The 26,070-nt window shown below is 60.0% G+C and carries 18 protein-coding genes; 10 read left to right on the top strand and 8 right to left on the bottom strand.

Annotation, left to right across the window (positions count from 1 at the left end; all coding sequences use genetic code 11):
• Positions 1-65 precede the first annotated feature (65 nt).
• The 8 genes from BK659_RS11895 to BK659_RS11860 all read left to right on the top strand — a co-directional run bounded on the left by BK659_RS11895 (position 66) and on the right by BK659_RS11860 (position 15,453).
• A complete protein-coding gene (locus BK659_RS11895; RefSeq protein ID WP_008156025.1) occupies positions 66-1,589 on the top strand; it encodes a fumarate hydratase in 1,524 nt (507 codons plus the stop codon).
• A gap of 236 nt (positions 1,590-1,825) precedes the next feature.
• Positions 1,826-6,361, top strand: a complete 4,536-nt coding sequence (locus BK659_RS11890; RefSeq protein ID WP_123425245.1) for a SpvB/TcaC N-terminal domain-containing protein — start codon at positions 1,826-1,828, stop codon at positions 6,359-6,361.
• 68 nt (positions 6,362-6,429) lie between these two features.
• Positions 6,430-9,081 (top strand): RHS repeat-associated core domain-containing protein, encoded by a 2,652-nt coding sequence (locus BK659_RS11885; protein ID WP_311196683.1) that lies wholly within the window; start codon positions 6,430-6,432, stop codon positions 9,079-9,081.
• A gap of 81 nt (positions 9,082-9,162) precedes the next feature.
• Positions 9,163-10,929: a sensor histidine kinase gene (locus BK659_RS11880; protein ID WP_123425303.1), complete on the top strand. Its 1,767-nt coding sequence runs from the start codon at positions 9,163-9,165 to the stop codon at positions 10,927-10,929.
• The gene (locus BK659_RS11875) at positions 10,923-12,248 is read left to right on the top strand and encodes a sigma-54-dependent transcriptional regulator (RefSeq protein ID WP_123425243.1); all 1,326 of its coding nucleotides are present in this window, start codon (positions 10,923-10,925) and stop codon (positions 12,246-12,248) included. The genes BK659_RS11880 and BK659_RS11875 overlap by 7 nt, the downstream gene beginning before the upstream one ends.
• 331 nt (positions 12,249-12,579) lie before the next feature.
• Entirely contained in the window at positions 12,580-13,899 is a 1,320-nt protein-coding gene (locus BK659_RS11870) for an MFS transporter (protein WP_123425242.1), read from the top strand.
• Between the two features lie 394 nt (positions 13,900-14,293).
• The gene (locus tag BK659_RS11865) at positions 14,294-14,542 is read left to right on the top strand and encodes a hypothetical protein (RefSeq protein ID WP_123425241.1); all 249 of its coding nucleotides are present in this window, start codon (positions 14,294-14,296) and stop codon (positions 14,540-14,542) included.
• A 278-nt stretch (positions 14,543-14,820) separates the two neighbouring features.
• On the top strand, positions 14,821-15,453 hold the full coding sequence (locus BK659_RS11860) for a flavin reductase family protein (protein WP_123425240.1): 633 nt from the start codon (positions 14,821-14,823) through the stop codon (positions 15,451-15,453).
• Positions 15,454-15,462: 9 nt separating this feature from the next.
• Here BK659_RS11860 and BK659_RS11855 read toward each other — a convergent pair whose 3' ends face one another.
• Positions 15,463-15,726: a hypothetical protein gene (locus tag BK659_RS11855; RefSeq protein ID WP_123425239.1), complete on the bottom strand. Its 264-nt coding sequence runs from the start codon at positions 15,724-15,726 to the stop codon at positions 15,463-15,465.
• 9 nt (positions 15,727-15,735) lie between these two features.
• Positions 15,736-16,101 (bottom strand): putative quinol monooxygenase, encoded by a 366-nt coding sequence (locus BK659_RS11850; protein ID WP_123425238.1) that lies wholly within the window; start codon positions 16,099-16,101, stop codon positions 15,736-15,738.
• A gap of 353 nt (positions 16,102-16,454) precedes the next feature.
• Between BK659_RS11850 and BK659_RS11845 the strand changes: the two genes are divergently transcribed.
• Positions 16,455-17,384, top strand: coding sequence for an AraC family transcriptional regulator (locus tag BK659_RS11845; protein ID WP_123425237.1), 930 nt, complete (start codon positions 16,455-16,457; stop codon positions 17,382-17,384).
• Between the two features lie 166 nt (positions 17,385-17,550).
• On the opposite strand, the gene BK659_RS11840 is transcribed toward BK659_RS11845, so the two are convergent.
• The 6 genes from BK659_RS11840 to BK659_RS11815 all read right to left on the bottom strand — a co-directional run bounded on the left by BK659_RS11840 (position 17,551) and on the right by BK659_RS11815 (position 24,974).
• Positions 17,551-18,606 carry an ABC transporter ATP-binding protein gene (locus BK659_RS11840; RefSeq protein ID WP_123425236.1) on the bottom strand — a complete coding sequence of 352 codons (1,056 nt, stop codon included), beginning with the start codon at positions 18,604-18,606 and terminating at the stop codon, positions 17,551-17,553.
• Positions 18,607-18,621: 15 nt separating this feature from the next.
• On the bottom strand, positions 18,622-19,470 hold the full coding sequence (locus BK659_RS11835) for an ABC transporter permease (RefSeq protein ID WP_123425235.1): 849 nt from the start codon (positions 19,468-19,470) through the stop codon (positions 18,622-18,624).
• A complete protein-coding gene (locus BK659_RS11830) occupies positions 19,467-20,375 on the bottom strand; it encodes an ABC transporter permease (protein ID WP_123425234.1) in 909 nt (302 codons plus the stop codon). Before BK659_RS11830 ends, BK659_RS11835 begins: the two co-directional genes overlap by 4 nt.
• Positions 20,376-20,571: 196 nt before the next feature.
• Positions 20,572-21,675 carry an ABC transporter substrate-binding protein gene (locus tag BK659_RS11825; RefSeq protein ID WP_123425233.1) on the bottom strand — a complete coding sequence of 368 codons (1,104 nt, stop codon included), beginning with the start codon at positions 21,673-21,675 and terminating at the stop codon, positions 20,572-20,574.
• 216 nt (positions 21,676-21,891) lie between these two features.
• Positions 21,892-23,340: an aldehyde dehydrogenase family protein gene (locus BK659_RS11820; protein ID WP_123425232.1), complete on the bottom strand. Its 1,449-nt coding sequence runs from the start codon at positions 23,338-23,340 to the stop codon at positions 21,892-21,894.
• Positions 23,337-24,974: a 5-guanidino-2-oxopentanoate decarboxylase gene (locus BK659_RS11815; protein WP_123425231.1), complete on the bottom strand. Its 1,638-nt coding sequence runs from the start codon at positions 24,972-24,974 to the stop codon at positions 23,337-23,339. The genes BK659_RS11820 and BK659_RS11815 overlap by 4 nt, the downstream gene beginning before the upstream one ends.
• Positions 24,975-25,133: 159 nt before the next feature.
• On the opposite strand from BK659_RS11815, the gene BK659_RS11810 reads away from it, so the two are divergent.
• Positions 25,134-26,033 carry a LysR substrate-binding domain-containing protein gene (locus BK659_RS11810; RefSeq protein WP_123425230.1) on the top strand — a complete coding sequence of 300 codons (900 nt, stop codon included), beginning with the start codon at positions 25,134-25,136 and terminating at the stop codon, positions 26,031-26,033.
• Positions 26,034-26,070 lie beyond the last annotated feature (37 nt).

The following is a 26,070-nucleotide window of genomic DNA, read 5'->3' as shown; positions in this document are numbered from 1 at the left end:
CGACCGATGCACCCCAACTGCAAGCACCTTATTGAATGTTCCCGTCTTTTAGAGGAGCGCGACTCATGACCGTGATCAAGCAAGACGACCTGATTCAGAGCGTTGCCGACGCCCTGCAGTTCATTTCCTACTACCACCCCGTGGATTTCATCCAGGCGATGCACGAGGCCTACCTGCGTGAAGAGTCGCCGGCAGCCCGCGACTCGATGGCGCAGATCCTGATCAACTCGCGCATGTGCGCCACCGGCCACCGTCCGATCTGCCAGGACACCGGCATCGTCACCGTGTTCGTCCGCGTGGGCATGGACGTGCGCTGGGATGGCGCGACCATGGGCCTGGACGACATGATCAACGAAGGCGTGCGTCGCGCCTACAACCTGCCGGAAAACGTCCTGCGGGCTTCGATCCTCGCCGACCCGGCGGGCGCTCGCAAGAACACCAAGGACAACACCCCGGCGGTGATCCACTATTCGATCGTTCCGGGTAACACCGTCGAAGTCGACGTGGCAGCCAAGGGCGGCGGTTCCGAGAACAAGTCGAAAATGGCCATGCTCAACCCGTCCGACTCGATCGTTGACTGGGTGCTGAAAACCGTTCCGGAAATGGGCGCTGGCTGGTGCCCACCGGGCATGCTCGGCATCGGCATCGGCGGCACCGCCGAGAAAGCCGCAGTGATGGCCAAGGAAGTGTTGATGGAATCCATCGACATCCACGAGCTGAAAAAGCGCGGCCCGTCCAACCGTATCGAAGAGATGCGCCTGGAGCTGTTCGAGAAGGTCAACCAACTGGGCATCGGCGCCCAGGGCCTGGGTGGCCTGACCACCGTGCTCGACGTGAAGATCATGGATTACCCGACCCACGCCGCTTCGTTGCCGGTGTGCATGATCCCCAACTGCGCCGCCACCCGTCACGCGCACTTCGTGCTCGACGGTTCCGGCCCGGCGTCGCTGGAAGCGCCACCGCTGGACGCCTACCCGGAAATCGTCTGGGAAGCCGGCCCATCGGCTCGCCGTGTCAACCTCGACACCCTGACGCCTGAAGACGTGCAGAGCTGGAAGCCGGGCGAAACCGTCCTGCTGAACGGCAAGATGCTCACCGGTCGCGACGCCGCGCACAAGCGCATGGTCGAGATGCTGAACAAGGGTGAAACCCTGCCGGTGGACCTCAAGGGTCGCTTCATCTACTACGTCGGCCCGGTTGATCCGGTGCGCGAAGAAGTGGTTGGCCCGGCTGGCCCGACCACGGCCACGCGGATGGACAAGTTCACGCGCCAGATTCTTGAGCAAACCGGCCTGTTGGGCATGATCGGCAAATCCGAACGCGGCCCGACCGCGATCGAGGCGATCAAGGACCACAAGGCGGTTTACCTGATGGCAGTGGGCGGCGCGGCTTATCTGGTGGCGCAAGCGATCAAGAAGTCTCGCGTGGTGGCTTTCGCCGAGCTGGGCATGGAAGCGATCTACGAGTTCGACGTCAAGGACATGCCGGTGACCGTTGCGGTCGACAGCAAGGGCGAGTCGGTGCACATCACCGGCCCGGCCATCTGGCAGAAGAAGATCAGTGAAAGCCTGGCGGTAGAAGTGCAGTAAGCCTTTAACCGCTGGAACAGAAAGCCGCACTGTTTGCAAAAACAGCGCGGCTTTTTTTCGCCTGTCATCCGCCCGAGGCGATACGCACGGATGGCAATAAAAAGCTCCATGGTTAAGCTTATTTGTTCTAGAAAAACCCTGCCTACCTGTCAGGTATGACAGGTTACGTCGCGGGCCCAACTTGGTAGCGTGAGTCATCCGTATCCCCGCTCGCCAGGCTGGAACAGAATCAAACCATGGAAGATCAAGCCTCCCAAAGCATCACACCGCCTTCCATTGCCAAGAGTGCCGCGATTACCACCATTGGCAAAAGCTTGGGTGCCATTGGCGCCAGCGGCAAGGCTTTCTTCGAGCTGCCCTTGCCGATCTCACCGGGACGCGGCTTTGATCCGGCACTGGGGTTGAGTTACGACAGCCAGGCAGGCAACGGCCCGTTCGGCTTCGGCTGGCGCCTGACCATCAATGCCATCACTCGCCAGACCAGCAAAGGCGTACCGCGCTACCACAAAGACGACGTCATCGTTGGCCCCAGTGGTGATGAATGGATGCCCGAGCGCGATAAGGATGGGCACATCCAGTCCCGTCTCGAAGATCACTACAACGGCGAGCCCGTCGGCAAGCATTTGGTGGTCCGTTACTGGCCTCGGGTCGAAGGCGCCTTCGATCTGATCGAGCTCTGGCAAACGAGCACCCGGCTTAACGAGCCACCTTTTTGGCTGGTGCACGGGGCCGACGGCAGTCTGCACATTTACGGCAAGACCGAGGCTTCGCGATGCGCCGATCCGCACGACGGGTTACGGGTCGGGGTCTGGCTATTGCTCGAAAGCATGAACGCCCATGGCGAACACATCGTCTACGAGTACAAACCTGAAGACCCGCTCGATGATCAACCCCACGATTATCGTGCCCAGCGTTATCTGCGGCGGGTGTGTTACGGCAACTTCAGCGCCAGCGAACATTTATACGCCTGGACCGTGGACAACCCGGCCACGCTGGATTGGCACTTTCATCTGCTGTTCGACTACGGTGAACGCACGCTCGACTGGAGTGAAAAACCCGTTTATGGGGAACCGTTTCCAGAACAGGACGACAACATCGGCGAATGGCTGACTCGCCGCGATCCGTTCTTTTCCTACGGTTACGGCTTCGAATTGAGCACCCGGCGCCTGTGCCGACAGGTTTTGATGTTTCACCACTTCCCCGCTGAACTGGGACCAAACCCTGCGCTGGTCAAACGTCTGCTGCTGGAGTATCACCCGCACCCGGCGTTCTACAGCCAACTGCGCGCCGCGCACTATCAGGCCTACGACGCCAGTGGTGCGGTGGAAAACATGCCGCCCATGGAGTTCGACTATTCGCCGTTCGAGATCAACCCACAGTCGACAGCGTTCTTCCCCTTTGAACACATGCCCGGTATCCAGGACGGGCAACAGCATCATTGCCTCGACCTGTATGGCGAGGGTGTACCGGGCTTCCTCTGCCAATACGACCAGAGCTGGTATTACCGTGAGCCACTGCGAGGGCTGAACTACCCCGATGAAATAAGCTACGGCCCGTGGCAAGTATTGCCGACCATCCCGGTCGCCGATGGCAGCAAGCCGGTGAAGCAGTCGCTCAACGACCTGACCGGTGATGGCCGTTTCGACTGGATTTTTGCACAACCGGCCTTCAGTGGTTTCTATGCGCTCAAGCCTGACCGTAGCTGGTCGCCGTTCAGCCTCTTCAGCGCCTTCCCTCTGGAGTTTTTCAACACACTGGCGCAGTTCGGCGACCTGACAGGAAACGGTCTCAGTTCACTGGCGCTGATTGGCCCCAAAAGCGTGCGGCTGTACGCCAACCTTCGCGAAGACGGTTTTGCACCCGGGCAGGATGTACCTCACGAGCCCGACGACGACAGCCTGCCGCTGTTCAGCTCATTACGCAGCGAACTGGTGTTTCTGGGCCATATGCTCGGCAGCGATCTGCCAGATCTGTGTCGCATTCGCCACGACGAGATCAAATGCTGGCCGAACCTGGGTCATGGACGCTTTGGCAAAGGCTTCGTCATGGGGGCGCTGCCCTTTGAGTACGGGCAGTTCGATGCGGCGCGGATGCGCATCGCCGACCTCGACGGCAGCGGTGCACCGTCGTTGATCTATCTGAATTCGGATCACTTCGATATCTACCTCAATCGCGGTGGAAACCGGCTTGAACAGACACCGATCAGCGTGGCCTGGCCCGAGGGCGTGCGCTACGACACCCTGAGCCAGGTCAACTTCGCCGACCTGCAAGGGCTCGGTTGCGCCAGTTTGATCCTCACGGTGCCGCACCCATCGCCACGACACTGGCGTTACGATTTTGTCAGCGTGCGGCCGTACGCGCTGGTGGCGACCCATAACAACATGGGTTGCAGTGGAACCGTGCGCTATCGCAGTTCTGCACAAGAGTGGCTGGATGAAAAACAGCAATGGCCGGATGCCGACAAGCCACTGCCCTGCTACCTGCCGTTCCCGGTTCAGGTGGTCAGCCGGCAGAGCCAACTCGATGAGATTACCGGCAACTGCCTGAAGCAGTTTTTCAACTATTTCCATGGCTATTACGACAGCCATGACCGCGAGTTTCGCGGCTTTGGCCTACTGCATCAGACCGACAGCGAAACCAGCCCGGAGGAAGGTGAGAGCGGTTTTACCGCGCCAATATTGACCCGTACCTGGTTCCATACCGGGCGCGAGGTGGATATGCCTCGCGAGGGATATTTCAATGGCGACCACCAGGCCCATCCGTTGGGTGACACGCTGATCAGTCGCTTCCACGAGAACGACGGTATCGATGAACTCATCGAGCCCACCGACGAGGACACACTGCACGAAATCGCCCGAAGCCTGAGCGGCTCGGTGTTACGTGTGGAAGTCTTCGCCGCGCTGGATGACCTCAAGACCGGCGTTCCCTATTCGGTGGAACAGTCACGTTATCTGGTGCGTGAACTGCGGCCCAAGGCCCTGCATCATCCCCATGCGATTGTCCTGCCATTGCTGCTCGAAAAGATCAGCTATCAGTACGAACGCCACGCCGATGATCCGCTGTGTCGGCATGAAATCACCCTGCAATGGGATCGTTTCGGCACGCCTGTTCACGCCTTGACCGTGAGCTATGCACGGCGCAAAACCGAACGGGACGAACCGCCCTTTACCGATCCCGATGAGGCTCAATGGTGGCTGGATGCCCACGATGAAGCTCAACAACGTTATTACCTGAGCGAATCACGCGCTGAGTTCATTCACCTGGACGGGTTTGAAGATTGGCGACTGGGTCTACCGTGGCGCCAGCGCCTCAATGTGCTGGAGCTGCCCAAAGGATCGCTCCCTACAGGACTCAAACCCGATGAGGTTTCGTATCAATGCTTGAGCCAATCCCATACCTGGGAAGAGTGGAAAGCGTTGCGATTGTTGAGCCAGTTGTCGCGGCAAAGTTATCTAGCCGCCGACGGTAGCCTGTTGCCCGACGGCGCAGCCGACTTCCAGGCGTTGGCTGGCCCGCTGGAGCTGGCGGCGCTGGACAAGACCGCGTTGACGGCCTACGACAGCTTGCCCCCACCGTTCAACATCAGAGAGGAACTGAAAAAAATCGGCTTCCTGCCCATGGAGCTGTTTCTCGACGATGACGAAGATGAGGACAAGCAGGAAAACCTGTGGTCGGGACTGAACGGTTTTTCCCGGTACGCCGATCTCGATGGTTTCTACAAAGTGCTGCAATTCAATGCGACCGCCAGTCATGGGGTGACTCACGTCAGCCATGACGACTACCACCTGCTGACAACCCGCGTCGAACTGCCGGATGGCTGCACAACCCGCGCCGAATACGACTACCACGTACTCCAACCCAAATGCGTCATCGATGCCAACGAGAATAGTCAGGAGGCCCAGTACGAACCCTCCGGACAACCGCTGGCAACCAGTTTTTTTGGCACTGAAAATGGCGCGGACGTCGGTTTCGATCCCCTCGATCAACACCCGCCCCCCGAAGACTCCAGCCCAGGTGAAGCGATTCAGAACCCGGTTGCAGCCCTGCGAAGAGCCGCCAGCGTATTGCGCAAGGACTTGCGCAGCTGGATGAGCACGTTGCCCGATACTGCGCGCCGGCTCCCCGATCAGTTAGCCCAGTGGATCGCACAGGGTTACATTCTGCCGTCCCTGCACATTCGCGCCGGCGCACGCGCGCGGCTTGCCCGGCTCAAGGCCCGAACAGCGGACGAACAGGCACTGCTGGAGCTGATCCGCAGCACTCCCCGGGAACCCGTGCACAGTCTGGTACTGACCGCTGACGACTATCCAGACGCCGAAACGGGACAGCAAATCCAGATGCAGCTGACCTGTGTCGATGGCTTTGGCCGGACCTTGCAAACCAAGCAATTGGTGGAGCCGGGAATGGCCTATGTCGTCAATGCACACGGCGAACTGGAACTCGACCCGCAAACCGGAAAACCATTGGAACGTCACGCCGACCTACGCTGGCGCGTCAGCGAACGCGTGGAATACAACAACAAGGGCTTGGCCGTGCGGGTTTATCGACCCTACTTTGCCAACGCCTGGCGCTACATCAACGACGCATCGTTTCGCCGGTTCGGCTATCACGACCAGCAGTTCTATGACCCGCTGGGCCGGCCGGTCAAAGTCATCAGTGCCAAAGGTTATGAGTCACGCGTGACCGTCCACCCCTGGTATCAGACTGATGAAGACTTCAACGACACCGATGACTCGCCGCCCGTCGAACCTCAGAGCCGGGGTACGCGATGAGCTTTCAGGTACACCACCATACGCCGACCCTGCAGGTCAACGACGGCCGTGGCCTGCCTATAAGACAGGTGGCCTACCTGCGCAAGGTCGCCGATGGGGCACTGGACACACTGATCACCCGACAACGCCATGACACTCTCGGGAGACTGATAGAGCAATGGGACCCGCGACTGTCCAGACCCAACCTGACCTCTGTCTATCGGCTGTCAGGCGAAGCGCTCAGGGTCGACAGTGTCGATGCCGGTTGGCGCTTGAGTCTGGCGGGGGTCGCCGGTGAAATCCTTCAGCACTGGGATCAGCGCGCCAGTCACTGGCGAACCACTTACGATCGTCAATTGCGTGTGATAGCCGTCGAGGAAAACGCTCAACCGAACGTCGAGACCCTCACCTATGCCGACGCCTTCGCCGTCCCTGGACTCAACCTGCGTGGTCATCTGATCAAGCAGACCGATCCCTCAGGCTCGCTTGAGTTTCGCAGCTTCAACCTGCGGGGCCTCCCCTTTGAGGAAACCCGCACGTTCCTGGACGACAAGGCTTACACCACGACATGGCAGTACGGCGCGAGCGGCCAACCCCTCAGCCAGTCCGATGCCGCGGGTCATCAGCAACACTCGCGCTACGACATCGCCGGGCAACTCAAGCAGGCGATGCTTCAGGTCACCGCTGTCGATCCGCAGCAGGACGTCTTCAAAGACGCCCAGTACAACGCCGCCGGCCAGATCATCACACAGCTCGCTGGCAACGATGTGCTCAGCACCTGGACCTACGATCCCGCCAATGGGCGTTTATGCCGACTGATGGCGCAAAAAAACCTGGAGCCACCGTTACAGGAGTTTGAGTATTTTTACGACCGCATGGGCAACGTGACCCGCATCGATGACCTTGCCTTTACGCCGAGCCATTTCGCCAACCAGCGCATCGACGGTCACCGTGAATTCACCTATGACTCGCTGTACCGACTGACCAACGCCACCGGCTACGACGACGCCCCACCTTCCGACAACCCGGGCCGGCCAGGACCAACCGATCCCAAGGACCGACGCAACTACACCCAGACGTATACCTACGATACTGGCGGCAACCTGATCAAGCTCAACCATGTGCGCGACGGGGCCAGTGATACCCGCGAGATGTTCATCGACCCGAACAGCAACCGCGGGGTGCGCTGGGGGAAAGACGACCCGCCACCCGTTTTTGACGACCTCTTCGACCGCCACGGCAACCTCCGGGCACTACAACCTGGCCAGCCCCTGTACTGGAACAGCCGTGACCAACTGGAGTCGGTGACCCTGGTCACTCGCGAAAACGACTCCAACGATGAAGAGCGCTATCGCTACAGCCAGGGCGTGCGGGTCTACAAGCGCCACGAAACCCATACCGCCTCGACCACCCACTTCCACGAAGTGCGCTACCTGCCGGGACTGGAGATCCGCACTCGCGATACGGGCGAAGAGCTGCATGTGATCACCCTGCCGGGCGGGCGCGGCGCGGTGCGCTGCCTGCATTGGGTCAGCGGAAAACCCGCTGGTATCGAGGCTGACCAGTTGCGCTACAGCCTCGACGATCACCTGGGCTCAAGCCTGATGGAACTCGACCAACAGGCCCGCCTGATCAGCCACGAAGGTTATTACCCCTTCGGCGAAACCGCCTGGCTGACGGCGAACTCGGAACTTGAGGTCAGTTACAAAACCATCCGTTACTCGGGCAAGGAGATGGATGTCAGTGGACTCTATTACTATGGCGCCCGGTATTACGCACCGTGGTTGCAACGCTGGGTGAGTGCCGACCCGGTAGGGGATGTGGATGGGCTGAATCTGTATGGGTTTGTGGGGAATAATCCGCTTGGCTACATCGATCATGAAGGGGGCATGAAAATACCCTTTGCAATCATTGAACAAACCAAAGCTTCATTTGCCAACGGTGACGAGAGCAAAAAGTTTGACCTGCAGATCTACCGGCATCTGGAAATACTGAGCGAAATCACGATGGGCGTACGCGATGTCACCCAGCAAATACTCAATCATCGATCAGCCACAGAGCATGCTTTGTCCTCGGCCAAGCGAACGGGGAGTTTCCTGATGTCAAAAGGTACATCCACGGCTGTCGGAGCCGGCGTTGGTGCATTGCTGGGAACACCTGGAGGTCCCCCCCTCATGCTATTGACAGGAGCGGCCGGGGCGCTTGTCGGCGTTGGCGCCGGTAAAACGATGGAGTACATCGGCAAAAAAACCGGACTGAACACGTCGGTCAGCCTGAAATCGGGCCGCCTCAATCTGGAGAGGATCAGAACCGAAGTCTATTCCAAAACTTCCGATCGCTATATCGGTAACACTTTGGCCAAATACTCGCCAGCTACTAAAAGCGGACTCATAGAACTGGCAAGCGCTGCGGTACCGGCGGCAATGGGGTTAATTCCGTATGTCGGAAAGGGTTTGAGCGCCATTCCCAAAACAATCGACATACTCAAAGAAGTTGACGCCGCCGGCGGCGACCTCACACCCGAACAGATCAACGAGTTGGATACCGATATCGAGAATACGATCGGTGGCCTGGAGCGAGGAAAAAGCCGATTGATGGAAAAGGCAGAAAAATTCAACAGGCAGGAAATCCTTGGCTATACACCGCAAAGAATCGCAGAGAAAACAGACAAGAGGATCAAAAGCCTGAACGACCTGCGGACGATACTCCACTCTCGTTCCTCGAAATTCACAAGCGTGTAGCCTGAATCATGCCCAAGCTCAGAATCTACGTGACATCGCATGTTATCGTGCGCGCCCGTATTGCTGACTGCCGCTTACGCCATGCTTGCAATCCCTCGTCCATTACGCCTGACGCTTTACACCTGCCTGATCCTCGCTGGCGCCGCCCTCACCGCCACCCTGGCCATGCGTCACGCCGAACGCCAGGCCCAGGTAGACGATGCCGCCCGCGCCAATCAGCAACTGGCGCTGTACGCCAATTCCCTGCACACCCTGATCGAACGCTACCGCGCCCTGCCCGCCGTGCTGGCGCTGGACCCGGAACTGCGCTCGGCGCTCGATGGCCCGGTGAGCCCGGAACAGCAAGACGCGTTGAACCGCAAACTGGAGAAGATCAACGGTGCGGCGCAGTCGTCCACCCTGGAACTGCTGAATCACACAGGGCTGGCCGTGGCCGCCAGTAACTGGCGTTTGCCCAGCAGTTACGTTGGCCACAACTACGGCTTCCGCCCTTACTTCAGCCAGACCCGCAGTCAGGGCACCGGGCGCTTTTATGCAGTGGGCGTGACCAGTGGGATTCCCGGCTATTTTCTGTCCAGTGCGGTAACCGCTGACAACGGCGAGTTTCTCGGCGCCATGGTGGTGAAACTCGAGTTTCCGGAACTGGAGCGCGAATGGCGTCAGGGCAGCGATACCCTGCTGGTCAGCGATGCGCGGGGCATTGTGTTCATCGCCAATCAACCAGGGTGGCGTTATCGGCTGCTGGGCACGCTGTCAGACACTGATCGCGCCGAGCTTAAAACCACGCGCCAATACGACAAGCAACCGCTGACCCCGCTCGATCATCAACCGATCCGGCGCTTTGACCAGAACAGTTATCTGGCCCGCGTCGACGGCCCCGATGGCGCGGAGGATTACCTGTGGGAATCGCTACCCCTGAGCGCCGAAGGCTGGACCCTTCATCTGTTACGGCGCCCGCAGATAGCCTTCGAAGATTTGCGTAACGCCGGGCTGGCCGCCGCCGGGGGGTGGTTGACACTGGTGTTCTTGCTGCTGTTCCTCAACCAGCGTTGGCGTCTGGCCAGGTTGCGCCAGCGCAGCCGCGAAGAGCTCGAACGCCTGGTCGAGGAACGCACTCGCGATCTGCGCACCGCGCAGGACGGTCTGGTGCAATCGGCCAAACTCGCGGCGCTGGGGCAGATGTCGGCGGCGCTGGCCCATGAAATCAACCAGCCACTCACGGCCCAGCGCATGCAGCTGGCGACCTTGCGCCTGTTGCTCGATCACGGTCGGGTCGACGATGCTTATAAAGCGCTGAAACCGTTGGATGAGATGCTGACGCGCATGGCGGCGATCACTGGCCACCTGAAAACCTTCGCACGTAAAAGCCCCAGCGGTTTGCGCGAGCGTCTGGACCTGGCATCGGTGGTTGATCAATCGCTGCAGTTGCTCGACGCTCGGCTGCGCGATGAACAGATCGACTGCGTATTGCACCTGAGTCGCCCGGCCTGGGTTCGTGGCGATGCGATTCGCCTGGAACAGGTGCTGATCAATCTGCTGCGCAACGCCCTCGACGCGATGCGTGAAAAACCGCTCAAGCGCCTGGAAATCCGCCTTGAAGCCGATGAGCAGTTATGGCGCCTGACGGTGGCCGACAACGGCGGCGGTATTGCGCCGCAGGACCTGCCGAATGTCTTCGACCCGTTCTTCACCACCAAACCGGTAGGTGATGGCCTGGGCCTTGGGCTGGCGGTATCGTTCGCCATCGTGCATGAACTCGGCGGCCGCCTGAGTGCCGACAATCACGGCGACGGCGCCGTCTTCACCCTCACCTTGCCCATTGATCTGGAGGCGCACATTCAATGTTGAACGCGGTGATCGTGGTCGATGACGAACGCAGTATTCGTGATGCCGTCGAACAGTGGCTGAGCCTCTCGGGGTTCGAGGTGCAACTGTTCAGCCGCGCCGATGAATGCCTGACGCAGCTGTCGGCGAATTTTCCCGGAGTGATCCTCAGTGACGTGCGGATGCCCGGTATGACCGGTCTGGAACTCTTGGCTCGGTTGCAGCAGGTAGACGCCGATTTGCCAGTGATTCTGCTAACGGGTCACGGCGATGTGCCGATGGCCGTCGAAGCGATGCGCGATGGTGCCTACGACTTCCTCGAGAAACCCTTCAGCCCCGAGACTTTACTCAGCAGCCTGCGCCGGGCGCTGGACAAACGTCGGCTGGTGCTGGAAAACCGCGCCTTGCACGAGCAGGCCGATAACCGCAGCAAACTCGACGCCAGCCTGCTCGGCGTCTCCCGGGGTTTGCAGACCCTGCGCCGGCAAGTGCTGGACCTTGCGGCGCTGCCGGTGAACGTGTTGATCCGTGGTGAAACCGGCAGTGGCAAAGAGCTGGTCGCCCGCTGCCTGCATGACTTTGGTCCGCGCGCCGACAAACCATTCGTGGCGTTGAACTGTGCGGCGATCCCCGAGCAGTTGTTCGAAGCCGAGTTGTTCGGTCATGAAAGCGGCGCCTTCACCGGCGCTCAGGGCAAGCGTATCGGCAAGCTGGAATACGCCGATGGCGGCACCTTGTTCCTCGATGAAATCGAAAGCATGCCGCTGGCTCAGCAGGTCAAATTGCTCCGCGTGTTGCAGGAGCAAAAGCTCGAACGGCTGGGCTCCAACCAGAGCATTCACGTGGACCTGCGGATCATCGCCGCGACCAAACCCGACCTGTTGGATGAAGCCCGCGCCGGGCGTTTTCGCGAAGACCTGGCGTATCGGCTGAATGTCGCGGAACTGCGTTTGCCGCCGTTGCGCGAACGGCGTGAGGACATTCCATTGTTGTTCGAACACTTCGCTCATGCCGCCGCGCAGCGGCTGGGACGCAGCTTTCCACCGCTCAGTGGCCCACAGTTGAGTCGGTTGCTGAGCCACGACTGGCCCGGCAACGTCCGCGAATTGGCGAACGTTGCGGAGCGTCAAGTGCTGGGCCTGGGTGAGCCGGAACCGGTCGGCATCGAACCTGGCCAATCCCTCGCCGCCCAGCAGGAAGCCTTCGAAGCACACTGCCTGCGGGCCGCACTGACCCGGCACAAAGGCGATATCAAAGCCGTGCTGGAAGAACTGCAACTGCCGCGCCGGACCTTCAATGAAAAGATGCAGCGGCATGGGTTGAGCCGAGAGATGTTTTTGTAAGAAAGCTGATTTTTTGTGGTGTCTGTACTGGCCTCATCGCGAGCAAGCTCGCTCCCACATTGGTCCTATGTGAAGCACAAATAGTGCACACACCGAAAATCTACTGTGGGAGCGAGCTTGCTCGCGATGAGGCAGGCACAGACAACGCAAGTTAATGAACTGAATAAGCGGATTTTCGCTCACACCCCTTTCAAAATAAGCGGATTTCCGCTCACCAAAACCTTACACCCCCTCTAAACCGCCCCTCTCCCCCTTGGCACAGCTCCTGCTATAGCCCTCGCAGGCTGCGTTTACGCGCGCTCCACAAAAACAATTAAATGAAGGATCCGTCATGGATAACTCACAAGCCCTGCCTCTTGGGTCGGCAGCTACGCCTGCCAAAGAAAGGACCACCGCCAGCCGCATCAAATCGATCTTCAGCGGCTCTGTCGGCAACATGGTCGAGTGGTACGACTGGTACGTCTACGCCGCCTTCTCGCTGTACTTCGCCAAAGCCTTTTTCCCCAAGGGCGATACCACTGCACAACTGCTGAACACCGCTGCGATTTTCGCCGTGGGCTTCCTGATGCGCCCGATCGGCGGCTGGCTGATGGGCCTGTATGCCGACCGCGCTGGCCGTAAAGCCGCGTTGATGGCGTCGGTGTATCTGATGTGCTTCGGCTCGCTGATCATCGCGTTGAGCCCGGGTTATGAAACCATCGGCGTCGGCGCACCGATCCTGTTGGTATTCGCCCGTTTGCTGCAGGGCCTGTCGGTCGGTGGCGAATACGGCACCTCGGCAACGTACCTGAGCGAAATGGCAACCAAGGAGCGTCGCGGTTTCTTCTCGAGCTTCCAGTACGTCACGCTGATCTCCGGCCAGCTCATCGCCCTGGGCGTGCTGATCGTGCTGCAACAAACCCTGACCACCGAACAACTGTACGACTGGGGCTGGCGCATTCCGTTTGGCATCGGCGCACTGTGTGCAGTGGTCGCGCTGTACCTGCGTCGCGGGATGGAAGAAACCGAGTCGTTCACCAAGAAAGAAAAGTCCAAAGAAAGCGCCATGCGCACCCTGATGCGTCATCCCAAGGAACTGATGACCGTGGTCGGCCTGACCATGGGCGGCACCCTGGCCTTCTACACCTACACCACCTACATGCAGAAGTACCTGGTGAACACGGTCGGCATGAGCATCTCCGACTCCACCACCATTTCGGCGGCCACGCTGTTCCTGTTCATGTGCCTGCAACCGATCATCGGCGGCTTGTCGGATAAAGTCGGGCGGCGGCCGATCCTGATTGCCTTCGGCATTCTGGGTACTCTGTTCACCGTGCCGATCCTCACCACACTGCACACCATCCAGACCTGGTGGGGCGCATTCTTCCTGATCATGGCGGCGCTGATCATCGTCAGCGGCTACACCTCGATCAACGCGGTGGTCAAAGCCGAATTGTTCCCCACCGAAATCCGCGCACTGGGCGTGGGCCTGCCGTATGCACTGACCGTATCGATCTTCGGTGGTACGGCTGAATACATTGCCCTGTGGTTCAAGAGCATCGGCATGGAGACCGGTTACTACTGGTATGTCACGGCCTGCATCGCCGTGTCGTTGCTGGTGTACGTGACCATGAAAGATACCCGCAAACACTCGCGGATCGAGACTGACTAAACGCGTTTGGCGGTCACTGCAACGGTGACTGCCATGGCCCTATCGCGAGCAAGCTCGCTCCCACATTGGATCTCCAGCGTTCACGAATTAAGTGTTCACCGCAGATTAAATGTGGGAGCGAGCTTGCTCGCGATGGCCTCGACTCGGTTCGATTAATGATCCGTTAATGCCCTGACGACACTCTTGCTCTGTCGCCGTTTGAATCCATATCGACATCTCGTGCGTATACAGAATGCAGGCCTCAAAGCAGCGTCTGAAAATACTCTGCCACGGCCTTAACATCGAATTAATCGATTATTTTTAGCATTTATTTGCGCTTTTTAATCAAATTTACATGCGTAGTATGAGCTCCATACCCAACGCACAAAACGCAAACAAACCTGGAGTACACATCATGAAAACCCAACTGATCCTCGCTCTGACCCTTTCCGTACTGGCCGCCAACACCTTCGCCGCCGACGGTTATGACCGTACCGGTTCTGCCGCTTTCACGTCTGAAAGTTCCGCCGCTGTTGCAGCTGATGGTTACGATCACACGGGCTCAGCCTCTTTCGCTGCTGACGGCTTTGATCACACCGGTACCGCTGGCGCTATCGCCGCCGATGGTTTTGATCGCACCGGTACTGCCGCCGCCATCAGCTAACACCTTGGGCAGACTTCACAGCCCGGCTTCGGCCGGGCTTAGTTGTTTCTGGGGGGACAAGAAATGTCTAAGGCCAACACAATCCCTGTGGGAGCGAGCTTGCTCGCGATAGCGGTCTGTCAGTCACATCAATGCTGGATGTGCCGCCATCATCGCGAGCAAGCTCGCTCCCACAGGAACGCTCATTGTTTTGATGCACCATGACAACTGGAAATAAGCCACCAGCCCTTGCACTATGGCCTTCAACCTTCCAAGTCTTGTATTCAGGAACCCATGCAATGCCCGACGACATCCACTACTACGAACCTGCCCTGGGCCACGGCCTGCCCCACGACCCGTTCAATGCCATCGTCGGCCCACGCCCCATCGGCTGGATTTCTTCGCAAGACGCCGAAGGTCGGCTGAACCTGGCGCCGTACAGCTTTTTCAACGCGTTCAACTACATCCCGCCGATCATCGGGTTCGCAAGCGTTGGCCGTAAAGACAGCCTGAACAACATCGAACAAACCGGCGAATTCGCCTGGAACCTGGCCACCCGTCCGCTGGCCGAGCAGATGAACCAGAGCTGCGCGATGGTCCCGGCCGACATCAACGAATTCGAACTGGCCGGGCTGACGCCAGCGGCGTCGAAAATCATTCAGGTGCCACGGGTCGCTGAAAGCCCGGTGTCCTTCGAATGCAAGGTTACGCAGATCATTCAGTTGCAACGCGCGAACAAGGAAGTGGTGCCGAGCTGGCTGATCCTCGGCGAAGTGGTCGCCGTGCATATCGCCAAGTGGCTGCTCAAGGATGGGGTGTACGACACCGCCGCGGCAGAACCGATTCTGCGCGGCGGTGGGCCGGCGGATTATTTCCAGTTGGGGCCTGAGGCCTTGTTCAAGATGTACCGCCCAGGGGCGACCAAGGCATAAGCCCGGTGGCTACCAGACCAGATCACCGTCTTCAGCGACGTCGGTCAACTGCTCAAGCTTCTGCTCGGCAGCCTGATCGGCTTCGAAGGCGGTCTTGAACTTCTGCTCATCGAGGATTTTGTGAAAACGCGGGGCGCCTGAGCCACCCAGGGCTTTGACGGCAATGGCGGCGCTATAACCTCCTTCACCCGGTACTACGGCGGAAACTGCTTCGAACTGTGCAAACTCTTTACGTGCCATGTCGCGGATCCTGGCCAATGGAAAGTCGGCCATTCTAAACCCTCAACTGGCCAACTGCTGCAATGGCGCTGTGTTCAACTGCGGATATTCACCGCGAGCCTGAGCCGCCGACACTTCGCTGAAGGTGTGAAAATCCAGGCTGTTGACCACCAGTTCCTGCACCAACTCGGCAAATATCTGCATGGCCGGGGTGCCGAAGTAGGCGGTCATGGCCTGCTGGTCGACCCAGAAACCGGACACCAGCCACAGTTCGGGATCGCACAACGAATGTTGCAAGGCAAAGTGCAGGCAACCGCTGGCCTGTCGCGACGGTTCGATCAGGCTGCTCAAACGCGCGCCCAACTCCATCGAGCGGCCAGCACGGGCACGAACAAAAGCCATATGGCTGACGGGGATCTGCGTGGACATGTTCGACTCTCCCTGGATGTAAACGATCAGTAGCGGTAAACGATCGGCAGCCTGAGAGAGGCTGCGACAGGAACAGAGATTAAGCGACGGGCTCAAGGCCCGTTAGTCGATTTCTGCCGGCTTGTTGCACAATCCTGCACGCGAACAGCGTTATTGCCGCGCCATGGCAAGATCTGATCCTGAAATGTGACAAAGGGGTTTCAAGCAAGTTTTCCCGCGTTCCGTTCAGGTTCTTTATGCTGAACCTGACCATGCAGCAGGATCAGGCAAGTTTTGCGCAGGATTCGCCTACCACCTGGACTTGCACAAATTTAAGCTGTGCTCATCCCATCTCCTTGCCGAGGATGTTTCACATGTCGCCTCTGGATTCCACCCACGCCCCGCTGGACGCCAACATGGAAAAACAGCGGGTGGAGCTCGCGGCAATCATCCGCCGCAATACCGGTGAAGACGGCAGCTACGCGACCGCCATCGGCTCGTTGTTTTTGTCGCGTCACAGCCAGTCCCACGACTTCGCCCCGGTGCTCGCGCAACCGGCCCTGTGCATCATGGCCCAGGGCCGCAAGGAAGTTCGGCTGGCCGACGACGTCTTCAACTACGACCCACTCAACTATCTGGTGGTCTCGGTCTCGATGCCACTCAGCGGACGGGTGGTCGATGTCTCGCCAGATAAGCCGATCCTCGCCTTGCGCCTGGATATCGACCCGGCGGAAATCACCGCATTGATCGCCGACGCCGGCCCCATCGGCGTGCCAACCCGCCCTGCCGGCCGCGGCCTGTATGTCGAACAACTGGATCAGCCGATGCTCGACGCCGTGCTGCGTCTGACGCGCTTGCTCGATACCCCGAAAGACATCGCCATGCTCGCGCCGCTGATTCGTCGGGAGATTCTCTATCGCTTGTTGCGCAGCCAACAGGGCCATCGGCTGTATGAGATCGCGGTCGCCAACAGCCAGAGCCATCGCATCAGTCAGGCGATCAAATGGCTCAACGGCAACTACGAGCAACCGTTGCGCATTGATGAGTTGGCCAGGGAAGTGAACCTGAGCGTGTCGACCCTGCACCATCGCTTCAAGGCGATGACGGCCATGAGTCCACTGCAATATCAGAAGCAACTGCGCTTGCAAGAGGCGCGGCGCCTGATGCTCGCCGAAGGCATAGACGCCTCGGCGGCGGGTTACCGCGTGGGCTATGAAAGCCCCTCGCAGTTCAGCCGCGAGTACAGCCGGCTGTTTGGCGCGCCGCCGTTGCGGGATTTGGCGCGGTTGCGGATGACTGTCTGATCAGAGTTTTTGGCCGACTATGCCGCCCTCATCGCGAGCAAGCTCGCTCCCACAGTGGATCTACTGTGAATACAGAATGTGTGAACACAACAGATCACCTGTGGGAGCAGCCGGTCGACGCTCGATTGCTCGCGATGGGGCCAGTACAGACAACTCACCTCTAAAGTCAGGCGCCGAGCACGCGGCAGGCTTCGGACGGAATAGTCACCGACACCGGGTTGCCGATGCTCAGGCCGATGCCCTGGCACGGCGTGCTCAAGGCTGTCAGCGTCACGCCGGAGCACTCGACCGTGGTTTCGATGGTCGCACCGATATCGCGCACGAACGTCACTCTACCCAGCAGCCGATTACCCGCGGTCGCCTGTGGGTGCGACAGTTGCAGGTCCTCGGGACGCACGAGCATCTTGAGCTTCTCGCCGACCACGATGCTGCTGCAAATCGGCACTTGAAGCGCATCACCGCCGGGCAAACCGACTTTGCCATCGCCCAATGCCGTGGCCGGGAAAATGTTCCCGGTGCCGATAAAGTCGGCGACAAATTCATTGGCCGGATGGCGGTAGATCTCGATCGGCGTGCCGACCTGCTGCACCCGATTCTCGCCCAACACCACCACGATATCGGCCATGGTCATGGCTTCGCGCTGATCGTGGGTGACCATGATGGTGGTGATGTTCAAGCGCTGCTGCAGCTGACGAATCTCTACCTGCATCGACTCGCGCAGCTTGGCGTCGAGTGCCGACAGCGGTTCGTCGAGCAGGAGAATTTTCGGGTGCGTGGCAATCGCCCGGGCAATCGCCACGCGCTGACGCTGCCCCCCGGAGAGTTTCGACACCGGACGATCAATCATCTCTTGCAGCTGAATCAGTTGCAGCAATTCGACAACCCGCGCCTGCTGATCGGCCTTGCTCACGCCACGCAGTTTCAGTGGGTAGGCGATGTTCTCGCCGACCGTCATGTGCGGGAACAGCGCCAGCGATTGAAACACCATGCCGAAGTTGCGCAGGTGCGCCGGCGTGTTGCCGATGTCTTCGCCATCCAGACGAATCTCGCCGCCGGACAGGGTTTCCAGACCGGCGATCATCCGCAGCAAAGTGGTTTTGCCACAGCCCGAAGGGCCGAGAAAACACACCAGTTTGCCCTCGGGCAGGTGCAGATTGACGTCCTTGACCGCGCATGCGGTGCCGTAGCGTTTCTCGACGTTTTCCAGAATTAAACCAGTCATGCTTCACCTCAAGAATCAGAACGAGACGCCACCTTCACCGACTAGCTTCTCCAACGCCCAGATCAGGACGAAGTCGATCAGCACGATCAGCACGGCAAACGAGAATACGGTTGGGTCCAGCGACGACACGGTGCGGCTGAACATCCAGATAGGCACCGTCATGACATCGATGGTGTAGAGGAAGTAAGTCACGGTGAATTCGTTGAACGAGACGATGAACGCCAGCAGCATCCCGGCAAGGATCCCCGACTTCATCAACGGCACCACCACATCGACAATCGCCCGCAGCGGCGAAGCGCCGAGCATTTGCGCGGCCTCTTCGACTTCGCTGCCGATGGAGAGCATCGCCGCCGTGCAGTTCTTCACCACAAACGGCAAGGCCAGAATGACGTGGGCAATCACCAGTCGCGAAACCGTCATCTGAAACGGCAGGCTGTCGAACACCAGCAGCAACGCCAGGCCCAGCACCACCATCGGGAACACCAACGGCAGCGACATCAATTGCAGAGCAACGGCTTTGCCACGAAACTCCAGACGGGTCAGCGCATAAGCCGCCGGCACCGCAACGAGGGTGGCGAAGATCATGGCCATGAACGACACCATCAGACTGGTGGTCATGGCTTTGCCCAGACTCAGCACATCGCTGGCGTCCGGGGACGCGAAGGTGTGCCAGGCCGCCTTGTACCATTGCAGGCTGTAGCTGCTTGGCGGGAAGTCGAGGTTTGAAGATCCACTGAACGACATGACAATCATGGTCAGGATCGGCAACACCGCCAGAAACAGGATGACACCCGAGAGGATCCCGGCAAATTTGCCGGTGTCGCCTGGCAGCAGCGACAGGCGCTTCTTGATCAACGTGCTCATTGCGAAGCCTCCAGCATGCGCCGACGACGGCCAGTGATGTATTCGGACAAAGTCATGATGGCCAGTGTGGTCACGATCAGTACCACACCGGCAGCGGAAGCCGCAGGCCAGTTCATCAATGGAGCGATCTGGTCATGCACCATCACCGCAAGCATCGGCACACGCCGGCCACCGAGCAGCAAAGGCACCACGAAGCTGCTGGCGTTGTAGGCAAACACCAGGGTCGCGCCGGTGATGATGCCTGGCATGCTCATCGGCAGCACAACCTGGCGAAACACCTGCATGCGGCTGGCGCCGAGGGTCGCTGCGGCTTCTTCGTAGGTCCGCGCGACACCGCGCATGGCGCTGGCAATCGGCAGCACGGCCAATGGGAAAGCGGTTTGTACCAGGCCCATCAGTACGCCATTCTGGTTGTACAGCAGCATGATCGGACGCTTGATCAAACCGAGGCCCATCAATGCCTGGTTGAGCATCCCGCCTGGGCCGAGAATCACCAGCCAGCCGTAGCTTTGCAGCAACAGGTTGACCAGCAACGGCAACAGCACTGCGGCCAGAAAAACCCGGCGCAACAATGGAGAGGTGAGGCGCGACATGGTATACGCCACCGGAATCGCCAGCAGCACCGCAATCACCGCGCTGATCAATGCCAGACGCAAAGTCAGCAGCAGGGATTTGAGGTAATAGGGTTCCAGCAACTGGGCATAACTGGCCAGGCTGAACCCGCTCCATTCCGCCCCTTTGGTGCCCACGCTCATGCGCAACACCAGCAGGCTGGCGGCAATCAGCACACCGAGAAACAGCATCGATGGCGAAAGAAATAACCAGGCGCGCGTCGTCGGCGAAATGCCAAGGCTCGGGCGTACGGCAACGGGGCTGACCGATTGGGTCAGAGGTTGGTGTTCCATAGCAATGGTCTCGTCAATGGAAAGCAACTGAGTGAACACAGGTCTTCAAACCAGCGCATTTCCCATGTGGGAGCGAGCTTGCTCGCGATAGCGGACTGTCAGTCGATATCAATGTCGACTGATGAGCAGTCATCGCGAGCAAGCTCGCTCCCACAGGGGTTTTGTGGTGTTTTAAAGACGTGTGTTCGACACTCGATCAGGAAGAGAAGATTTCCGTGTAACGACGAATCCATTGGTCATGCACCGTCGCCAGGAAGGCGTTGTCGTGCATGATCGCCTTCTCGGCAATCTGCTCTGGCGTCAGGATGAACGGATTCTTGCGCGCTTCGGCAGAGATGATCGCCTTGGCGTTGACCGGGCCGTTGTAGATGTCTTCGGCCATCTTGCCCTGCACCAGTGGGTCGAGTGAGTGGTTGATGAAGGCATAGGCCAGGTCGGTATCGCCCGGACGGTTTTTCGGCATGACCGACTGCATCAGGTCAGTGTAGAAACCTTCCTTCATGCCAAAGGTTGCACTCAGGCCGTAGGCCGGATCGCGGATCTGTTTCGGGAAAAACGCTGGAGCGTACAACCCCCCCATATCCAGGGAACCGGTACGGAACAGTTCGGCGATCTGGTTCGGGTTTTCGCCCAGGGTCACCACACGGCTCTTGAGCTCGGCGAGTTTCTTGAAGCCGGGTTCGATGTTGTGTTCGTCACCACCGGCCAGTTTGGCGGCGATGATGATCAGGTCCATGGCCTCGGTCCAGTTCGGCGGCGGCAGGAAAATGTTCGGCGCCAAGTCCGCGTCCCACAGGGCCGCGTAGCTGTCCGGGGCTTCTTTCTGAGTGCGGGTGCTATAGACGAGGCTGTTGCACCAGAGCAGGTAACCGATGCCGTGACCGTTGGCGCCGGTGCGGTATTTCTCAGGCACGTCGACCAGGTTGGGAATGCGGTTCAGGTCAGGCTTTTCCAGCAGCCCGGCGGCGGCCAGGCCTTCAGCGCCGACACCGGCCAGGGTAATGACGTCATATTGCGGGCGATCACCACCGGCCTTGAGCTTGGCGACCATTTCCGAAGTACTGCCGGTGCGGTCCGCGATGACCTTGGCGCCGGTTTTGGCTTCAAAGGTCGCGGCGATATTGCGCAGTGCGGCAAGCCCGGTGTCATCGGACCAGGTCAACAGCCGCAGGGTCTTGCCCTGAAAGCGCGTATCGCTGGCGTTGGCGCGGATGAACGGCATGCTCATCGCGGCCGCGGCAACCGATGCAACACCTACGGTCTTGATGAATTGTCTTCTGTTCAGATCATGATCGCCCATGAAGGACTCCGTTTATTGTTGTAGGTATGAGGTGGGGCATCCCTTGCGCCCGCGCTGTTCGATCCACTGCAAGCCCCCGTATTACGGGGGCTGTAGCGAGGTCTGCGGGTTCATCCTGAGGTCACGCAAAACGCGCAACAATCGAAAAAAAATCATTGGAGCCATGTCCCGGACGCATGCCTCGTTTCGAGGCATGCGCGGGCCGTTTTCGTGCCTTCAGACGGCGCGAATCACGTGCTTTATTTCTTGAAACGCCTGCAGGCCCCACGGCCCCAATTCGCGGCCGATGCTGCTCTGCTTGTAGCCGCCCCAGGCGGTCTGCGGGAAAATCACCTGCGGCGCGTTGATCCACACCAGCCCGGCCTGCAAGGCGTTGGCGACCCGTTCAGCGGTCACTGCATCGCGGTTGACCACACTGGCCACCAGACCGAACTGGCTGTCGTTGGCCAACTCGATTGCCTCTTGCTCCGTGGCAAAACTGCGCACGCAGAGCACCGGGCCAAAAATCTCTTCACACCACAGCGCACTGTCGAGGGGCACTTCGGTGAAGATCGTCGGCCGCAAAAAATAACCGCGTGGCAGATCGGCCGGGCGCTCGCCGCCGCAAACCAACCGGGCACCCGCGCTCAAACCGCGATCAATGTGCCCCAGCACCCGCTGGTATTGCGCCTGATTGACCAGTGCGCCCATTTCAACCTCGGGGTCAAACGGGTCAGCCACGCGAATCGCTTCGGCCCGCGCCGTCAGACGCAGCAGGAATTCATCCGCCAGCTCATCGGCGACCAACACCCGGCTGGTGGCCGAACACATCTGCCCGGCGTTGAAGAAACCACCGCCACAGGCCAGCTCCACGGCCAGCTCGAGATCGGCATCGGCCAGCACCAGCAGCGAGGATTTACCGCCCAGTTCCAGGCTCACGCCTTTGACGGTTTCCGCCGCACGTTGCATGACCTGAACGCCGACTGCATTACTGCCGGTGAAGGAAATTTTCGCCACGCGCGGATCAGCCGACAGCGGCGCACCGACCGCCAGCCCCGTACCGCAGACCAGGTTGAACACACCGTGGGGCAAGCCGCTTTCGGCGATGATTGCCGCCAGTTCCAGCTCCGGCAGCGGCGTGACTTCGGAAGGCTTGAGCACCACGCAGCAACCCGCCGCCAGGGCTGGCGCGAGCTTCCAGGCGGTGGTGACCATCGGGAAGTTCCACGGCACGATCAACCCCACCACGCCGCACGCTTCACGGCGCACACGGGCGGCGAAGTCTTCGCTCGGCAGGTCCACGACACGGTCCTGGCCGGCGTCCAGTGCTTCGGCGAGACCGGCGTAATACTCGAACGTGGCGATCACGTCATCGACATCGATGCCCGCTTCGAACTGTGGCTTGCCGTTGTTGCTCGACTGCAAATACATCAAGCGCTCACGGCGTGCCTGCACACCGTTGGCAATCTTGCGCAGGATCGCGCCACGCTCGGCGCCGGTGGTTTTCGACCACTGGGCAAATGCCGCGCTGGCTGCGGTGACTGCTTGATCAACCGAGCGCTCATCGCCACCTTTGACGGTGGTCAGCAGGGCTTCGGTCGCCGGATTGATGACCCGCAAGTGCTCGTCGCCGGCCGACCATCGACCATTGATGTACAGACCGTCCAGAGTGATTGGGAAACTCATGCCGACACCGCCTTCATCCACTGGGTCTGGTCGATTTCGATCAGGGTCGGGCCCTGGCGATCGGTGGCCGCACGCAGTGCCGCGCGCAGCTCTTCGACACCGTTGACGGCGTGAGCCGCACAGCCCAGGCCTTTGGCCACGGCGATGAAATCCGGGGTGTAGATGTCGACGCCAACCGGTTCGATGTCGCGGTTGACCATGTATTTCTTGATCTCTTCGTAGCCCTGGTTGTTCCACAGCAGGACGATGACCGGGGTCCGTGCTTCCACCGCGCTGGCCAGTTCCGGCAAGGTGAATTGCAGGCCGCCATCGCCGATCAGGCACACCACCGGCGGACGCGTGTTGCGCTCCTGACCACCACCGAGCCAAGCGCCGATGGCCGCCGGCAAGGCATAGCCGAGGGTGCCGTAACCGGTCGACGAGTTGAACCAGCGACGCGGGCGCTCCGGGTTGAATGTGAGGTTGCCGGTGTACACCGGTTGGGTCGAGTCGCCGACGAATACCGCTTCCGGCAACTCATCCAGAACGGTGTGCAGAAACAGCGTCTGTGCACGGGTTGGCGCGTCCCACGTGGTTTCAAGCTCGGCACGCAAACTGGCGGCGCGAGCCTGGCCCCAATCGCTACAACGCTCGGCCAGCGAATGTTTGGCCACGCCGTCGAGCAAGGCCTGGGCCGCGCTTTGTGCGTCGGACACCAACGCCACTTTCGGTGGGTAGTTGCGCACGGTCTGGTCTGGATCGATGTCGACGCGCAGCAAGGTGCCCGGAATGTCGAAGCCACCGGCGAAGGTCACGTCGTAGTCGGTCTCGGCCAGTTCAGTGCCGATTGCCAGCACCACATCGGCGTCAGCCACCAGTGCACGGGTGGCCACCAGGGTCTGGGTCGAACCGATCAGCAACGGGTGAGCCGACGGCAGCATGCCTTTGGCGTTGATGGTCAGTGCCACCGGAGCGTCAAGCAATTCGGCGAGCCGGGTCAGCTCGGCCGCCGCGTCAATCGAACCGCCACCGGCGAGGATCAACGGGCGTTTGGCGTTGGCCAGCAGTTCGCTCATCCGGGCCACGGCCGACGGCGCCGCACCGGCGCGAGTAATGCTCACCGGTTGGCTGGCAAGCAAGGCATCGGCGTCTTCGACCAGCACGTCGAGCGGAATTTCGATGTGCACCGGACGCGGACGTCCGGCCTGGAACAAAGCGAAGGCACGGGCCAACACGCCCGGCAGTTCCGCTGCGGACATCAGCGTATGGGAGAACGCCGCAACGCCGGCCACCAGTGCGCCCTGGTTCGGCAGCTCATGCAGCTTGCCGCGCCCACCGCCCAACTGGCTGCGCGATTGCACGCTGGAGATCACCAGCATCGGGATCGAATCCGCGTAGGCCTGGCCCATGGCCGTGGTGATGTTGGTCATGCCGGGACCGGTGATGATGAAGCACACACCCGGTTTACCGCTGGTGCGTGCATAACCGTCTGCCATGAAACCGGCACCTTGCTCGTGACGCGGAGTAACGTGGTTGATGCTCGAACGGGCCAGCCCGCGATACAGCTCAACGGTATGCACGCCGGGAATGCCGAACACCTGCTCGACCCCGTAACCTTCGAGTAACTTGACCAATACTTCGCCGCACGTCGCCATATCTTTGCCCTTCTTGTTCGTTGAGACGCTGGCCCCGTGCGGCATTTGTAGGTGCGCAGCGGTGCTCAGTCATGGCGTTATTGGAACGGTCAGCGGGTAGCCGCAACAATCGATAAAAAGTCATACTCGCCATGTCCTCACCTCATGCCTTGGCGTCCCATGAAACGACTTCCCCCCCTTCCCGCGCTGCACACATTCCTGATCACCGCCCAGTGCTGCAATTTCACGCGGGCGGCCGAGCAGTTGCACATCACCCAGGGCGCGGTGAGCCGGCAGATCGCCGGGCTGGAAGAACATTTGGGCTACACGCTGTTTCACCGCCAGGCGCGCGGTTTGAGCCTGACGGCCGAGGGGCTGGAGTGGCTGCCACGGATCCAGCAGGTATTCGGCTTGATCGATGAGGCGGTGGAACAGGTCGGCGCGCACCGTGAAACCCTGCAGCTCAAAGCCCCGACCTGCGTCATGCGCTGGCTGCTGCCGCGTTTGCTGCAATGGCAAAAGGAACGCCCGGACGTGCCGGTGGAACTGACCACCACGGTGCAACATGGTGTGGATTTTCATCGCGAACAGTTCGACGCCGCCGTCATGTACGGCGCACCGCCGGACAGTTCACTGGCGTCACTGCACCTGTTTGACGAACAACTGACGCCGGTCTGTTCCGGACCGCTGCTTGACGGCCCGGTGCCATTGGATAGTCCGTCGGACCTGGATAAACATTTGCTGCTGCACCCAACGCGTGATCAACGCGATTGGAAAAACTGGCTCAACGCCGCAGGCGTCCAGCTGGGCAACAGTGCCCGTGGACAGCAGTTCGAAACACTGGACCTGGCCATGTCGATGGCGTCTCAGGGGATGGGCGTGGCGATTGGGGATTGGTCGTTGATCGGTGAAGACCTGAGCGCCGGACGGCTGGTCATGCCCTTTGATTTGAAGGTGAAAACGGGGCTGGGGTATTACCTGGTGTTCCCGCAGAAACCGGGACCGTCGCCGCAGTTGCGTGAATTGATGGAGTGGCTGGTGGTGCAGGCCAATAGGGACCAAGGCACGCAGGCCCCGTAAGCCGCCCATGCCCAAGGCATGAAAGCGCTCCGTCTTC

It is taken from the genome of Pseudomonas brassicacearum (assembly GCF_003732225.1).
GTDB lineage: Bacteria > Pseudomonadota > Gammaproteobacteria > Pseudomonadales > Pseudomonadaceae > Aquipseudomonas > Aquipseudomonas brassicacearum_E.
The sequence above is the reverse complement of the archived record's forward strand: the minus strand, read 5'-3'. Positions and strand labels throughout refer to the sequence as shown.

What these genes read in the sequence shown, in the direction of transcription:
- BK659_RS11895 (WP_008156025.1), top strand. Translation starts at nt 66, where the DNA reads ATGACCGTGATCAAGCAAGACGACCTGATTCAGAGCGTTGCCGACGCC.
- BK659_RS11890 (WP_123425245.1), top strand. Translation starts at nt 1,826, where the DNA reads ATGGAAGATCAAGCCTCCCAAAGCATCACACCGCCTTCCATTGCCAAG.
- BK659_RS11880 (WP_123425303.1), top strand. Translation starts at nt 9,163, where the DNA reads ATGCTTGCAATCCCTCGTCCATTACGCCTGACGCTTTACACCTGCCTG.
- BK659_RS11875 (WP_123425243.1), top strand. Translation starts at nt 10,923, where the DNA reads ATGTTGAACGCGGTGATCGTGGTCGATGACGAACGCAGTATTCGTGAT.
- BK659_RS11870 (WP_123425242.1), top strand. Translation starts at nt 12,580, where the DNA reads ATGGATAACTCACAAGCCCTGCCTCTTGGGTCGGCAGCTACGCCTGCC.
- BK659_RS11865 (WP_123425241.1), top strand. Translation starts at nt 14,294, where the DNA reads ATGAAAACCCAACTGATCCTCGCTCTGACCCTTTCCGTACTGGCCGCC.
- BK659_RS11860 (WP_123425240.1), top strand. Translation starts at nt 14,821, where the DNA reads ATGCCCGACGACATCCACTACTACGAACCTGCCCTGGGCCACGGCCTG.
- BK659_RS11855 (WP_123425239.1), bottom strand. Translation starts at nt 15,726, where the DNA reads ATGGCCGACTTTCCATTGGCCAGGATCCGCGACATGGCACGTAAAGAG.
- BK659_RS11850 (WP_123425238.1), bottom strand. Translation starts at nt 16,101, where the DNA reads ATGTCCACGCAGATCCCCGTCAGCCATATGGCTTTTGTTCGTGCCCGT.
- BK659_RS11845 (WP_123425237.1), top strand. Translation starts at nt 16,455, where the DNA reads ATGTCGCCTCTGGATTCCACCCACGCCCCGCTGGACGCCAACATGGAA.
- BK659_RS11840 (WP_123425236.1), bottom strand. Translation starts at nt 18,606, where the DNA reads ATGACTGGTTTAATTCTGGAAAACGTCGAGAAACGCTACGGCACCGCA.
- BK659_RS11835 (WP_123425235.1), bottom strand. Translation starts at nt 19,470, where the DNA reads ATGAGCACGTTGATCAAGAAGCGCCTGTCGCTGCTGCCAGGCGACACC.
- BK659_RS11830 (WP_123425234.1), bottom strand. Translation starts at nt 20,375, where the DNA reads ATGGAACACCAACCTCTGACCCAATCGGTCAGCCCCGTTGCCGTACGC.
- BK659_RS11825 (WP_123425233.1), bottom strand. Translation starts at nt 21,675, where the DNA reads ATGGGCGATCATGATCTGAACAGAAGACAATTCATCAAGACCGTAGGT.
- BK659_RS11820 (WP_123425232.1), bottom strand. Translation starts at nt 23,340, where the DNA reads ATGAGTTTCCCAATCACTCTGGACGGTCTGTACATCAATGGTCGATGG.
- BK659_RS11815 (WP_123425231.1), bottom strand. Translation starts at nt 24,974, where the DNA reads ATGGCGACGTGCGGCGAAGTATTGGTCAAGTTACTCGAAGGTTACGGG.
- BK659_RS11810 (WP_123425230.1), top strand. Translation starts at nt 25,134, where the DNA reads ATGAAACGACTTCCCCCCCTTCCCGCGCTGCACACATTCCTGATCACC.